The 12,770-nt window shown below is 70.8% G+C and carries 10 protein-coding genes; 5 read left to right on the forward strand and 5 right to left on the reverse strand.

Features of this window, described 5'->3' with window-relative positions:
* Positions 1-117 precede the first annotated feature (117 nt).
* Both BLQ34_RS17515 and BLQ34_RS17520 read left to right on the forward strand, forming a co-directional pair.
* Positions 118-630 carry a hypothetical protein gene (locus BLQ34_RS17515; RefSeq protein WP_091788470.1) on the forward strand — a complete coding sequence of 171 codons (513 nt, stop codon included), beginning with the start codon at positions 118-120 and terminating at the stop codon, positions 628-630.
* Between the two features lie 257 nt (positions 631-887).
* Entirely contained in the window at positions 888-3,410 is a 2,523-nt protein-coding gene (locus tag BLQ34_RS17520; protein WP_091788473.1) for an ATP-dependent Clp protease ATP-binding subunit, read from the forward strand.
* A 174-nt stretch (positions 3,411-3,584) separates the two neighbouring features.
* Here BLQ34_RS17520 and BLQ34_RS17525 read toward each other — a convergent pair whose 3' ends face one another.
* On the reverse strand, positions 3,585-4,301 hold the full coding sequence (locus tag BLQ34_RS17525; RefSeq protein WP_091788476.1) for a DUF305 domain-containing protein: 717 nt from the start codon (positions 4,299-4,301) through the stop codon (positions 3,585-3,587).
* Positions 4,302-4,446: 145 nt separating this feature from the next.
* Between BLQ34_RS17525 and BLQ34_RS17530 the strand changes: the two genes are divergently transcribed.
* From BLQ34_RS17530 to BLQ34_RS17540, 3 genes are all read left to right on the forward strand, one after another.
* Positions 4,447-5,811, forward strand: coding sequence for an LVIVD repeat-containing protein (locus BLQ34_RS17530; protein WP_157693129.1), 1,365 nt, complete (start codon positions 4,447-4,449; stop codon positions 5,809-5,811).
* A gap of 206 nt (positions 5,812-6,017) precedes the next feature.
* Positions 6,018-7,208, forward strand: coding sequence for an LCP family protein (locus BLQ34_RS17535; protein ID WP_157693130.1), 1,191 nt, complete (start codon positions 6,018-6,020; stop codon positions 7,206-7,208).
* Entirely contained in the window at positions 7,201-7,704 is a 504-nt protein-coding gene (locus BLQ34_RS17540; protein WP_091788485.1) for an amino-acid N-acetyltransferase, read from the forward strand. Before BLQ34_RS17535 ends, BLQ34_RS17540 begins: the two co-directional genes overlap by 8 nt.
* A 49-nt stretch (positions 7,705-7,753) precedes the next feature.
* On the opposite strand, the gene BLQ34_RS17545 is transcribed toward BLQ34_RS17540, so the two are convergent.
* Genes BLQ34_RS17545 through radA form a run of 4 tightly spaced genes read right to left on the reverse strand, consistent with a single transcriptional unit; the run spans position 7,754 to position 12,764 of the window.
* A complete protein-coding gene (locus BLQ34_RS17545) occupies positions 7,754-9,358 on the reverse strand; it encodes an MFS transporter (protein WP_197674738.1) in 1,605 nt (534 codons plus the stop codon).
* Positions 9,359-9,360: 2 nt separating this feature from the next.
* Positions 9,361-10,263 carry an HhH-GPD family protein gene (locus BLQ34_RS17550; RefSeq protein WP_091788488.1) on the reverse strand — a complete coding sequence of 301 codons (903 nt, stop codon included), beginning with the start codon at positions 10,261-10,263 and terminating at the stop codon, positions 9,361-9,363.
* Positions 10,260-11,336: a DNA integrity scanning diadenylate cyclase DisA gene (gene disA / locus BLQ34_RS17555; protein ID WP_091788491.1), complete on the reverse strand. Its 1,077-nt coding sequence runs from the start codon at positions 11,334-11,336 to the stop codon at positions 10,260-10,262. Before disA ends, BLQ34_RS17550 begins: the two co-directional genes overlap by 4 nt.
* Positions 11,337-11,339: 3 nt before the next feature.
* Positions 11,340-12,764, reverse strand: a complete 1,425-nt coding sequence (radA, locus tag BLQ34_RS17560; RefSeq protein WP_091788494.1) for a DNA repair protein RadA — start codon at positions 12,762-12,764, stop codon at positions 11,340-11,342.
* Positions 12,765-12,770: the final 6 nt, after the last annotated feature.

The raw sequence follows: 12,770 nt of genomic DNA on the forward strand, positions 1-12,770 counted from the left end.
GCCGGCCCCTTGCACTGCCTCGTCCGCCGGAGGCTTCGGCTCGTCACTGAGGCGTCGTCCCGTCCGCCCTCAGCGGAACCCCTAGGCGTCAGGGTGTAAGTGCGTAATCATGATTACATGACGACACGAACGACAGCGGAAGCCTGGCTGGCCGGCCGGCTCCCGACCGACTGGTTCACCGGCCCCGTCGAGGTCACCCGCGACCGCGACGAGCTCATCATCATCGGCGACCTCGCCCAGCCCGAGCTGGCCGAGGGATCCGACGACACCGACCGCACCATCGCCGCCCGCGGCCGGATCAAGTCGTTCCGCGAGGACACCCGGGAGAAGCGCATCGAGGTCGCCCGCGAGCTCGAGCACCTCAGCGGCCGCAAGGTCTCCTGGGGCGTCCGGGTCGGCGAGACCGAGGCGCTCTTCACGCACCTGGCTGCTCCCGTCATGACCCGGCTGCGGCAGTCCGAGCGCCAGGTGCTCGACACCCTCGTCGACGCAGGGGTGGCCAAGTCGCGCTCCGAGGCGCTGGCCTGGTGCGTCAAGCTGGTCGGCGAGAAGTCCGACAGCTGGCTGGGCGAGCTCCGCGAGGCGATGGCCCACGTCGACGAGGTCCGCCAGAAGGGCCCCGCCAGCTGACTTCCGGTATGCCGCGTGGCCGGCCACGCGGCATACCCGAGAGGGTGGTCCGTCCGCCCACGGCGAACATGAGCCGACCCGGCTCAGGGGCGGGAACAGCGGGGGAGTGCCCCACGTTGGCCCCATCGACGTCGTACGACGGGTTCGTTCCGTCCCGATCGGGTATCGGTCCACCACATGACATTGAACTGAACTACGACGCTGGGTTTCACTTGCACGGATAGCATCGAGGTGATCTCGATAGGCAGGAGCAGAAGATGTTTGAACGGTTCACCGACCGGGCCCGTCGGGTGGTCGTGCTCGCGCAGGAAGAAGCGCGCATGCTCAACCACAACTACATCGGCACGGAGCACATCCTGCTCGGTCTCATCCACGAGGGTGAAGGCGTCGCGTCCAAGGCTCTCGAGAGCCTCGGCATCTCGCTGGAGTCCGTCCGCGAGCAGGTCCAGGAGATCATCGGCCAGGGGCAGCAGGCCCCGAGCGGCCACATCCCCTTCACGCCACGCGCGAAGAAGGTCCTCGAGCTGAGCCTGCGTGAGGCGCTGCAGCTCGGCCACAACTACATCGGCACCGAGCACATCCTGCTCGGCCTGATCCGCGAGGGCGAGGGCGTCGCCGCCCAGGTCCTCGTCAAGCTGGGCGCCGACCTCAACCGCGTGCGGCAGCAGGTCATCCAGCTGATCTCGGGCTACCAGGGCAAGGAAGGCGGCTCCGGTGCCGGGCTGGCCGGCAACGTCCAGCAGGAGGGCACCCCGGCGGGCTCGCTCGTGCTCGACCAGTTCGGCCGCAACCTCACGATGGCGGCCCGCGAGGGCAAGCTCGACCCGGTGATCGGGCGTGAGAAGGAGATCGAGCGGGTCATGCAGGTGCTGTCCCGCCGCACCAAGAACAACCCCGTCCTGATCGGTGAGCCCGGTGTCGGCAAGACCGCCGTCGTCGAGGGCCTGGCCCAGGACATCGTCAAGGGCGAGGTGCCCGAGACCCTCAAGGACAAGCAGCTCTACACCCTCGACCTCGGCGCGCTCGTCGCCGGCAGCCGCTACCGCGGTGACTTCGAGGAGCGGCTGAAGAAGGTCCTCAAGGAGATCCGCACCCGCGGCGACATCATCCTGTTCATCGACGAGATCCACACCCTGGTGGGTGCGGGTGCCGCCGAGGGCGCGATCGACGCCGCCAGCATCCTCAAGCCGATGCTGGCCCGCGGTGAGCTCCAGACCATCGGCGCCACCACCCTCGACGAGTACCGCAAGCACATCGAGAAGGACTCCGCGCTCGAGCGCCGGTTCCAGCCGATCCAGGTCGCCGAGCCCACGCTCAGCCACGCGATCGAGATCCTCAAGGGTCTGCGCGACCGCTACGAGGCGCACCACCGGGTGTCCATCACCGACGGCGCGCTGGTCTCCGCGGCCAACCTGGCCGACCGCTACATCAACGACCGGTTCCTCCCCGACAAGGCGATCGACCTGATCGACGAGGCGGGCGCGCGGTTGCGGATCCGCCGGATGACCGCACCACCGGACCTGCGCGAGTTCGACGACAAGATCGCGGCCGTGCGGCTGGAGAAGGAGTCGGCCATCGACGGCCAGGACTTCGAGAAGGCCGCCAGCCTCCGTGACGACGAGAAGAAGCTGCTCACCGCCAAGGCGGAGCGCGAGACGCAGTGGAAGTCCGGCGACATGGACGTCGTGGCCGAGGTCGACGAGGAGCTGATCGCCGAGGTCCTGGCGGCCAGCACCGGCATCCCGGTCTTCAAGCTCACCGAGGAGGAGTCGAGCCGACTGCTCCACATGGAGGACGAGCTGCACAAGCGCGTGGTCGGCATGGACGACGCCATCAAGGCGATGTCCCAGGCGATCCGGCGCACCCGTGCGGGTCTGAAGGACCCGCGTCGTCCCGGTGGCTCGTTCATCTTCGCCGGTCCGACCGGTGTCGGTAAGACCGAGCTCGCCAAGACGCTCGCCGAGTTCCTCTTCGGTGACGAGGACAGCCTGATCCAGCTCGACATGTCGGAGTTCTCCGAGAAGCACACCGTGTCGCGGCTGTTCGGCTCCCCTCCCGGCTACGTCGGCTACGAAGAGGGCGGCCAGCTCACCGAGAAGGTCCGCCGCAAGCCGTTCTCCGTCGTGCTGTTCGACGAGGTCGAGAAGGCCCACCCCGACATCTTCAACACGCTGTTGCAGGTGCTCGAGGACGGCCGGCTCACCGACTCGCAGGGTCGGATGGTCGACTTCAAGAACACCGTCATCATCATGACGACCAACCTCGGCACGCGGGACATCACCAAGGGCTCGCTCGGCTTCTCGGCCGGCGCGGACACCCGCAGTGACTACGACCGCATGAAGAACAAGGTCACCGACGAGCTCAAGCAGCACTTCCGTCCCGAGTTCCTCAACCGCGTCGACGACATCATCGTCTTCCCCCAGCTCACGCAGGAGGAGATCGTCGCCATCGTCGACCTCGAGATCGCCAAGCTCGACAAGCGGCTCAAGGACAAGGACATGGGCATCGAGCTCACCATCGAGGCCAAGAACGTCCTGGCCAAGAAGGGCTACGACCCCGTGCTCGGTGCGCGCCCGCTGCGGCGCACCATCCAGCGCGAGATCGAGGACGTGCTGTCCGAGAAGATCCTCTACGGCGAGCTCAAGGCCGGCGAGCTGGTGCTCGTCGGGGCCGAGGGCGAGGGCAAGGGGGCCACGTTCACCTTCGTCGGCACCCCCCACCCGGGCAGCATCGAGCTCCCGGTCGTGGAGACCGTGGGCGACGCGGCCGACGCCGGCTGAGGCCCGACCGCACCACCTGCACGACCGAGGCGGGGTATGCCGCGTGGGAGACCACGCGGCATACCCCGCCTTCGCGTGTCGCTATCTCATGCAAAAGGCGAGTTAGCGACACCACTGAGCGGCGCTAACTCGCCTTTTGCATGAGATAGCGACACCGGCGGGGGTGTCGCGGGGTCAGGTGAGGCGGGCCAGCATGTCGCGCATCGCGCCGATCTGCACGGACTGGGTCACGTGGATCTCGTCGCCGAGCTGGGTGACGACGTCGTCGGTGCCGCTGCGGTGGTGCTGCACGACCATCTGCAGCGCGCCCTGGTGGTGGGCCGTCATGAGGGTCAGCCAGAGCCGGTCGGCCGCCACGCCGCGGGCCTCCTTGAGCTGACGCAGCTGGTCCTGGGTCGCCATCCCCGGCATGCCGGCGTGGTCGTGGCCGGAGCCGAGCTCGGGGTTCCCGGCCTGGGGCGGCACCTGCTCACCCTTGCTGCGCAGCCACTTCGCCATGGCGTCGATCTCGGGTCGCTGCTCGTCGGAGATGCGCGCCGCCAGTGCCTTGACCTGGGTGTCGGTGAGCTGTTCGGAGGCCAGCGAGACCAGCACGATGGCCTGGGCGTGGTGCACGATCATGTCCTGCATGAACCGCACGTCGGCCTCGGTGGGGGCGAACGTCCGGGAGGGCAGCGCCGCCGAGCCGGTGAGGGAGGCGTTCGCTTCACCGGGCTTGCCGGGCTGGAGCACCGGGGCGGTGGGCGACGTGGCGGAGACCGGCGGCGCGCCCTCGTCGCCGGAGCACCCGGCCGTGGCGCCGAGCGCGAGGAGCACCGCCGCGAGGACGGCACCGCCGCGGACCGCACCAGCGCGGTGCTGCCGGGGACTCGACACGGGGTGAAACTTCACGAAAGCCACCTTAGTAGGAACTTTTTACCGTTTACGGACGAGTAGCCCCTTGTCGGGCTCCCGTCACCCCGGCAGGGTGGACAAATCGTCTCGATCGCGACACGGAAGGGGTGCCGCGGCGGACGAGTCACGGCAGGAGCCAGAGATGAGAACCCGCCACGCGGTGCTCGCCGGTCTCGCGACGCTCGCCCTCACGATCCCCGCCACCGCGGCCTTCGCCGCCGACGGCGTCGGCAAGTCCGGCACCCAGCTGGGACCGGACGAGATCGGGCGCAGCCAGAACGTCGAGCACCTGACCAACATCCCCAGCAGCGGCCCCCTCGCCGGTGCCACGGGGACCGACCTCGCCTTCCAGGACGACATGGCGTTCGTCGGCAACTACAACGGCTTCGTCGTCTACGACGTGAGCACCCCGAAGAGCCCCCGGATGGTGGCGCAGGTGAGCTGCCCGGGATCGCAGAACGACGTCACGGTGTCCGGCGACCTCCTCTACCTGTCCACCGACTCCTCACGGTCGGATGACTCGTGCCAGTCGGTGCCGCAGCCGGCGACGGAGAAGTCGTCGTGGGAGGGCATCAAGATCTTCGACATCTCCGACGTCACCAACCCGCGCTACATCAAGTCGGTGGAGACGGACTGCGGTTCGCACACGCACTCCCTGCTCCCCGGCAAGAAGACCGACTACCTCTACGTGTCGAGCTACTCGCCCAGCGAGGACTTCCCCGACTGCAAGCCGCCGCACGACTCGATCTCGATCGTCGCGGTGCCGAAGAAGGCCCCGACCACGGCCTCGGTGGTGGCCACGCCGAACCTGTTCCCGGACGGTGGCTACACCAACACCTCGGGCTGTCACGACATCACCGTCAACCCGGCCCGCAAGATCGCGGCGGGCGCCTGCATGGGCGACGGCATCATCCTCGACATCAAGAACCCGGTCGCGCCGAAGGTGATCGAGCGGGTGCGCGACACGACCAACTTCGCGTTCTGGCACTCGGCCACCTTCAACAACGCCGGGACCAAGGTCGTCTTCACCGACGAGCTCGGCGGCGGCGGAGCGGCCACCTGCAACGCGACCATCGGACCGAACCGGGGCGCGAACGGGATCTACGACCTGAGCAAGAGCAACAAGCTCACCTTCCGGTCCTACTACAAGATCCCGCGGCACCAGTTCGACACCGAGAACTGCGTGGCGCACAACGGCTCGCTGATCCCGGTCAAGGGTCGCGACGTGATGGTGCAGTCCTGGTACATGGGCGGCACGTCCTTCTGGGACTTCACCGACTCGGCCAACCCGCGTGAGATCGGGTACTTCGAGCGCGGACCCGCCGGACCCGCCGGTGGTGGCGGTGGCACCTGGTCGTCGTACTACTACAACGGCCACGTCTACTCCTCCGACCTGGGCAAGGGCTTCGACGTCATCCGGATCACCGACCGCGACCTGCGCAAGGCCGCCACGGTGAAGATGGACCAGCTCAACGTGCAGACCCAGCCGATCTACCAGACGAAGTAGGCGTTCGGCTGTCCTGAGCAGGGGGCGGAGGTGGTCCGGACCGAAAGGTCCGGGCCACCTCGTCGTCTGCCGTCCGTCTCCCTCTGTGGACGCGGTCTCCGCAACCTCGACGGACGTCCCCTGACCAGCGGGTATGCCGCGTGGGCCCGCCACGCGCGGACGGACCGTTTCGCGCCGGCGCCGGCACCCGCCATACAGTGGAGCGCGTGTCTGACTCCACCCTGAGGTCCCTGCTGTCCCGTCGGTCCGTGCTGTTCGGGCTGGCCGCCGCCCCGCTCGCCGTCGTGGCGGCGTGCTCGGGCGACAAGCCCGAGCCGGCCGGCTCGACCACCACGACGACGCCCTCGACCACCACGACCACGCCCGCCGCGCCGAAGGTGACCGGCGCCGGGCTGCCTGCCGACCTGCTGACCGCGCTGACGGCGCTCTACGTCGGGGGCAAGGTCAGCGCCGTCGGCACCGTGGCACCGGCCCTGGCCAAGCGCAAGCCGCTGGGCAAGGCGGTCAAGGTCACCGGCACGACCGGCACCTGGAAGGGCGCGCCCATCGCCACGGTCGTGCAGGGCAAGGACCTCACCATGCTCGTCAAGGACGGCAAGACCTGGAAGGTCGTCGGTGGCTGGTGGCCGTCGATGGCGACCTACCGGCCGGCCTTCCCGACCATGCGGGTCCTCGCCATCGGCTCGGACGCCCGCAACCCGCAGCCGGTGACCAAGTGCCGCGCCGACGCCCTGCACATCATCGGCGTCGACGCGAAGAAGGGGGTCGGCGGCATCGTCGGCATCCCCCGCGACTCCTGGGTGTCCCTGTCGTCCGGCGGCAACAGCAAGATCAACGCAGCGCTGGTGTTCGGCGGCGTCGCGGGGCAGGTCAAGACCATCGAGCGTGCCAGCGGGGTGCAGATCGACGGTTACGTGATCACCGGGTTCAAGGGCTTCCGAGCCATGGTGAAGGCGCTGGGCGGCATCGTCCTGGTGGCCCAGAAGTCGCTGCAGAGCGTCGACGGCTTCCGGATCGTCAAGCCCGGCAGCAACAAGCTCGACGCCAAGCACGCGCTGGCCTTTGCGCGGGAGCGCAAGCACCTCCCCAACGGCGACTTCGGCCGGTCGGCCAACCAGGGCGCCCTGATCAAGGCCGGGATCACCATGGCCCGCAAGGCGGGACCCGGCGCGCTCGCCGGGATGCTCTCCAAGATGTCGCCGCACCTCAGCACCGACCTCAGCGTCACCGAGGTGCTCAACCTCAGCGCCAGCCTCTACGTCAATGCCTCCGCCGGCGTCCCGAACAAGGTCGTCCCCGGCTCGATCGGCACTCGCGAGGGCCAGTCCGTCGTGCTGCTCGGCTCGGGTGCGCGCTCGATCTTCTCCGACATGAAGAACGGCCTGCTCCGTGCCTGACGCCGTCACCATCCGGGCGGCCCGCACCAGCGACATCCGCACGATCCGCGAGATCGTGCGGCCGCACTCCGACTCCCGGGTGCTGGTGTCCAAGGACGCGGTCACCTACTACGAGGCGCTGCAGCAGTTCCGGGTCGCCGAGCAGGACGGGGTGATCGTCGGCTGTGGAGCCCTGCACGTGATGTGGGAGGACCTCGCCGAGATCCGCACCCTCGCGGTGCGTCCGGAGGCCAAGGGGCACGGCGTCGGGTCGCTGCTGATGGACGCGCTGGTCGCTGACGCGCGGGCGCTCGGGGTCGAGCGGTTGTTCTGCCTGACCTTCGAGGTCGACTTCTTCACCCGGCACGGGTTCGAGGTGATCGAGGGGCAGGCCGTCGAGCCGGAGGTCTACGCGGAGCTGGTCCGCTCGTACGACGAGGGCGTCGCGGAGTTCCTCGACCTCGAGCGGGTCAAGCCGAACACCCTCGGCAACACCCGCATGCTCCGCACCCTCTGAGCTCCCGCCACCTGCCGCTTCGGGGTATGAGCGCGCGCAATAGCGGCCGCTAATACCCCGAACCAGCGTGGCGGCGGCGGGTCATCCGGATCCGCACCGAGGCCGCCAGCACGAGCAGCAGCAGCCCGGAGATCACGCCGAACCCGAGGCGCGGCACCAGCGGCAGCGCGATGCCGATCCCACCACCGACCACCCAGGCGATCTGGAGCAACGTCTCCGACCACGCGAAGACCCGCGTGCGCACGTCCTCGGCGATGTCGCGCTGGACCACGGCGTCGCTGCTGAGCTTGATCAGCTGGGCCGCCAGCCCGGCGACCAGGCCGAGCACGAGCAGCGTGGTGAGCGAGTAGAACAGCGCGGCCGCCAAGGCCGCCAGCACGTCGAAGATCAGCGCCACGGCGATGATGAGGTCGGGCCGCAGCCGCCGCAGGGCGTTGCCGATGACCGTGCCGAGGGCGTTGCCGGTGCCCGCGGCGCCGACCACCAGGGCGAGCACGAAGGTGCCGCTGTGTCCGGGCAGGGGGTGCTCGCGCATGAGGAACGCCATGAACAGGGTGAGGAACCCGGTCAGCAGGCGGGCGCCCACCGCGCTGCAGAGGGCGGCGAGCACCGGCACCGGAAGCGCGGCGACCCGGGCCCGGAGCCGTTCCACCAACCCCAGCCTGCGTCCGTCCCGCCGGGGCAGGGGGAGCGGACCGGTGTCCTCGATGTCCTGCTCGCCGGTGCTCGAGTCGACCCGGGCGGGGAGCCGGATCGCGAGCACGGTGCCGACCACGTAGATGAGGAAGGCCAGCCGAAGCGACCACTCCGGCCCGATTCGCGCAGCGGCCCCGGCGAGCCCGCCACCGACCGCCATGCCCGCGACACCGGCGAGGGCGTTGCGCGAGTTGGCGTTGACCAGGCTGAAACCCGGTGGCAGCAGGCGCGGCACCGCGGACGCGCGGGTCACGCCATAGGCCTTCGACGCGACGAGACAGCCGAGGGCGGCGGGGAACAGCCACGGCGAGTCGTTCGCGACCGCTCCGGCGAGCACCCAGCAGAGGAAGGCGCGCAGCGCCAAGGTCGTGCCGATCGCCCAGCGACGACCGTTGCGGAACCGGTCGAGCAGCGGCCCGATGAACGGTGCGAGCAGCGCGAACGGCGCCATCGTCAGGGCGAGGAACTGGGCGACCTGCCCACGGGCCTCGTCGGTCGGGATCGCGAAGATCGTGCCGGCGAGGGACACCGTCAGGGCGGCGTCGCCCATCAGGTTGACGAAGTGCAGCTCGACCAGGCGCGCCAGCCCACTCTCGCCGGCCCCGGCCGAGTGGGTGTAGGCGCGAGCCCGGCGCGCCCCGGCCCGCCCGCCGCGTCCGGCGAGCCGCGCCCCGGCGACCGTGCCGCGGCCGAGGACCCGTCCGGTGCGCGCGGCCCCGACCCGCAGGGCGTGCGCGGCCTTGCGGCCCGAGCTGGCCGAGGGCGTGCTGGTGCCGGGTGCGCCCGTGGCGTCCTGGGCGCGAGGCGGTATGCCGCCGCCGGTCGCGCCGGGCGCGCCGCCGGCCTGGCCCGCGTGCCCGGTCTGGCCCGCAGGCCCGGTCTGGCCCGCGGGCCCGGTCTGGCCCGCAGGCCCGGTCTGGCCCGCGGGCCCGGTCTGGTCCGGTGGCGGCTGGGTCATGGTCAGCTCGCCTCACGGGAAGCCGGCAGCCGGAACTGCTCACCGGGGAGTGGTTCGACCAACCCGTCGGCGACGAGCGAGTCGAGGCAGCGTTCGCGCTGGATCTCGTTGTCGGACAACGCTTCCAGCGTGGTGCGTGGCACCGGCTCGGAGCTCTCGCGGAGCACGGCCATGAGGGCGCCGCGCAGCTGGCGGTCGGTGCCCTCCCAGGCCTGGCCCCGGCGAGCCGGACCCTGGTGGGCCGGCCGGCCGGCCAGCTGCCAGGCGCACAGGTCGGCGACCGGGCACCGCGTGCAGTGCGGCACCCGGGCCGTGCACACGATGGCGCCCAGCTCCATGACGGCCACACTCCACGTGCGCGCCCGAGCCGGATCGGCGGGCACCAGCCCGGCGGCCACGGTGAGCTCGGCCCTGGTCGGTGACGGCGCTGGATACTCCGCACCGCTCACGACGCGGGTCAGCACCCGACGCACGTTGGTGTCGACGACGGTGGTGCGCTCGCCGAAGGCGAAGGTCGCGACCGCTGCGGCGGTGTAGGTGCCGACCCCGGGCAGGGTGAGCAGCTCCGCCTCGGTGGGGGGCACGGTCCCGCCGTGCCGTTCGGTCATCGCCACTGCCGCGGCGTGCAGCCGCAGCGCCCGGCGCGGGTAGCCCAGCCGTCCCCACGCGCGGACCGCCTCACCCGGCGCCTCGGCCGCGAGGTCGGCGGGGCTGGGCCAGCGCTCCAGCCAGATCCGCCAGACCGGCTCGACCCGCACGACCGGGGTCTGCTGGAGCATCACCTCGGAGACGAAGATGCCCCACGGCGTGGCCTCGGGCCGGCGCCACGGCAGGTCCCGGGCGGACACGGCATACCACTCCAGCACCTCACGGTGCAGACGATCGGGGGCGGCGCCGGTGCTCACACGTAGCGTTCGAGGATGCTCGACTCGGCCAGGCGGGACAGGCCCTCGCGGACCGCGCGGGCGCGGCCCTCGCCGACGCCGTCGACGTCCATGAGCTCCTCGAGGTTGGCGGCCAGCAGCTTCTGGAGGCTGCCGAAGTGCTCGACGAGGCGGTCGACGATCGCGCCGGGCAGGCGGGGCACCTTGCTCAGCAGTCGGTAGCCACAGGGGCTGACCGCCGAGTCGAGGGCGTCGCCCCCGACCGCGAACCCGACCGCCTTGGCGCCGGCGGCGAGGTCGAGCAGCTCGGTCGAGGTCAGCTCCTCGAGCGCGGCCATCGCCTGGTCGAGCGTCAGGTCGGCCTTGGTCACGGGCAGGTAGTCACGGATCACCAGCTCGCGGTCGTTGCCGAGGCCACCGGTCAGCTCCTCGAGCTGGAGGGTGAGCAGCCGGCCGTCGACCCCGAGCTCGACGACGTAGCCGGAGATCTCGTCACGGATCCGGCGCACCATCTCGAGCCGCTGCAACACGCTCGCGACGTCGCGGACGGTGACGAGGTCCTCGATCTCGAGCGCCGACAGGGTGCCGGTGACCTCGTCGAGGCGGGACTTGTAGCGCTCGAGGGTCTGCAGGGCCTGGTTGGCGCGCGAGAGGATCGCGCTGGAGTCCTCGAGCACGTGGCGTCCGCCGTCGACGTAGATGGCGACGATCCGCATCGACTGGCTCACCGAGATCACGGGGTAGCCGGTCTGCTTGGCGACTCGCTCGGCGGTGCGGTGCCGGGTGCCGGACTCGCTGGTCTCGATGGACGGGTCGGGCACCAGCTGCGTCGCCGCGCGCAGGATGCGTGAGGCCTCGCGGTCGAGCACGATGCCGCCGTCCATCTTCGCGAGCTCGCGCAACCGGGTGGCCGAGAACTCGACGTCGAGCGGGAAGCCGCCGGTCGACAGCTGTTCGACGGTGCGGTCGTGACCGAGCACGATGAGTGCCCCCGTGCGCCCACGCAGGATGCGCTCCAGGCCGTCGCGCAGCTCGGTGCCGGGTGCGACGGCGGCGAGGGTGGCGCGCAGCGCGTCGTCCTCGCGAAGATCCACTGGTCAGTCCCCTTTGGTGCCGCCGGTCCGGTCTCGCGCGAGTCTAACCGGGCCCCGGCTGCAAGGCCGCGCGCACCGCGGATCGGATGTCGTCGCACTCCACCACCTGCATGCCCTCGGGGTCGGGCCGCTGCCGAGCACTCCCTTCGGGACGTAGGCGGTGCGGAAGCCGAGCCGGGCCGCCTCGGCCAGGCGACGCGGCATGCCCGACACCGGGCGGATCTCACCGGCCAGTCCCAGCTCACCGAACGCGATGGCGTGGTCGGGCAGCGGCTGGTCCTTGACGGCACTCGCCACGGCGAGGGCGATCGCCAGGTCGGAGGCCGGCTCGGTCAGCCGGACACCCCCGACGGTGGAGAGGTAGACGTCGGAGCTGCCGATCGGCGCCTGGGCCCGCTTGGCGAGCACCGCGATGATCATCGACACCCGCGCCGAGTCGAGGCCGCTGGTGGCCCGTCGCGGGGTGGGGATCTCGCTCTTGGCGACCAGCGCCTGCACCTCGGTCAGCAACGGGCGGCGCCCCTCGAGGGTGACCGTCACGCAGGTGCCCGGGACGGAGAGGGTGCCCCGTGAGAGGAACAGCCCGCTGGGGTCGGGGAGCCCGACGATCCCCACGTCGGACAGGTCGAAGCAGCCCACCTCGTCGGTCGGGCCATAGCGGTTCTTGACCGCCCGCACGAGCCTCAGCCGGGAGTGCCGGTCACCCTCGAACTGCACCACGACGTCGACCAGGTGCTCCAGCACCCTGGGCCCGGCGATCGAGCCGTCCTTGGTGACGTGGCCGACGAGCAGGGTCGCGATGCCGCGCGACTTGGCCGCCTGGATCAGCGAGGCAGCCACCTCGCGGACCTGGGTGACGTTGCCGGCCGAGCCCTCGACCTCGCCACTGGCGATGGTCTGCACGGAGTCGACGATCACCAGGTCGGGTCGCACCGACTCGATCTGGCCGAGGACGGTCGCGAGGTCGGTCTCGGCGGCGAGGAAGAGCGAGGACGCCATCGCCTCGATCCGCTCGGCCCGCATCCGGACCTGGGCGGCCGACTCCTCACCCGTGACGTAGAGGACCGTGCGGCCCTGCCCGGACCGGGCGGCGCGCGCCGCGACGTCGAGCAGGAGCGTGGACTTGCCGATGCCCGGCTCGCCGGCGACGAGCACGACGGCGCCGGGGACCAGGCCTCCGCCGAGCACCCGGTCGAACTCGCCGACCCCCGTGCTCTCGGCCTCGGCCCGCCGGGCGTCGACCTGCCCGATCGGCACCGCAGGACGCTCGACGCGGCTGGCCGCGGTGGTGCGGACCGTGACCGCGCCGATCTCGCTGACGCTGCCCCACGCCTGGCACTCCCCGCAGCGACCGACCCACTTGACCGTGGTCCAGCCGCACTCCGAGCAGCGGAAACCACTCGACCTGGTCGACGTCTTCGCTGCCATGGGCGA

It is taken from the genome of Pedococcus dokdonensis, from assembly GCF_900104525.1.
In the GTDB taxonomy this organism is placed as follows: domain Bacteria; phylum Actinomycetota; class Actinomycetes; order Actinomycetales; family Dermatophilaceae; genus Pedococcus; species Pedococcus dokdonensis.

Bases quoted from the DNA above. Each gene is read 5' to 3' on its own strand.
- BLQ34_RS17515 (WP_091788470.1), top strand. From the start codon at position 118: ATGACGACACGAACGACAGCGGAAGCCTGGCTGGCCGGCCGGCTCCCG.
- BLQ34_RS17545 (WP_197674738.1), bottom strand. From the start codon at position 9,358: ATGACCCAGCCGCCACCGGACCAGACCGGGCCCGCGGGCCAGACCGGG.
- radA (WP_091788494.1), bottom strand. From the start codon at position 12,764: ATGGCAGCGAAGACGTCGACCAGGTCGAGTGGTTTCCGCTGCTCGGAG.
- BLQ34_RS17530 (WP_157693129.1), top strand. From the start codon at position 4,447: ATGAGAACCCGCCACGCGGTGCTCGCCGGTCTCGCGACGCTCGCCCTC.
- BLQ34_RS17520 (WP_091788473.1), top strand. From the start codon at position 888: ATGTTTGAACGGTTCACCGACCGGGCCCGTCGGGTGGTCGTGCTCGCG.